Below are 640 nucleotides of genomic sequence, written 5' to 3' on the forward strand. Positions count from 1 at the left end.
CTTGTTTTCTCAAGGTTCAGGCGATCAGCCATTACCCAGTGTGGTTTTTAGTAATCTCATGAAGTTAATTTGGGACAGGTTGCTAGGAGAGCACGATTTCACATTTCACAGCTTTAGGCATACTGCGATTAGTCAGCTGGCGTTAGTACTAAGTAAGTCGCCATTGGCACAGGTGATGACTGATTATGATAATGAGCAGTGCGAAAAAGTCATAAAAGGCGTCCTTGGCTATCACAAGGAACAAGGATCCTGGTTTGGACTGGCCAGCTTTGCAGGACATTTAACGTGCGACACAACCTTCGAGCATTATATTCATACTGCTCATCTGCTGGCAGGGGAGCGGCTGAGTAATGCTTGCTTGGAGCTACCTATAACAGTTTTAGAGTTAATAACAGATCTAGATTACTCTGCTATCTATAGACAAGACAAAACTGCTTATGATGCAACGACAAAGACGGTGCAATTAAATAAGATAAGACCATATTTCCTTAAAAAAACGGCTGTTAATAAAACACCATTATTTAAGAACGTAGATGAACCTGATAACAATACTAGTCACCAACTGTTAAAAGGTAATTTGAATGGATTTAATGAGTCAAATACAAATTCAATGTTCATTCATCCTAAATATGCTGTCGTC

Annotated in this window: 1 pseudogene; it reads left to right on the forward strand. The window is 39.5% G+C overall.

Annotation, left to right across the window (positions count from 1 at the left end):
* Window positions 1-640: pseudogene (locus tag BTV99_RS13475) on the forward strand (hypothetical protein); the annotation flags it as partial.

The organism is Psychrobacter sp. Rd 27.2, from assembly GCF_001921755.1.
GTDB lineage: Bacteria > Pseudomonadota > Gammaproteobacteria > Pseudomonadales > Moraxellaceae > Psychrobacter > Psychrobacter celer.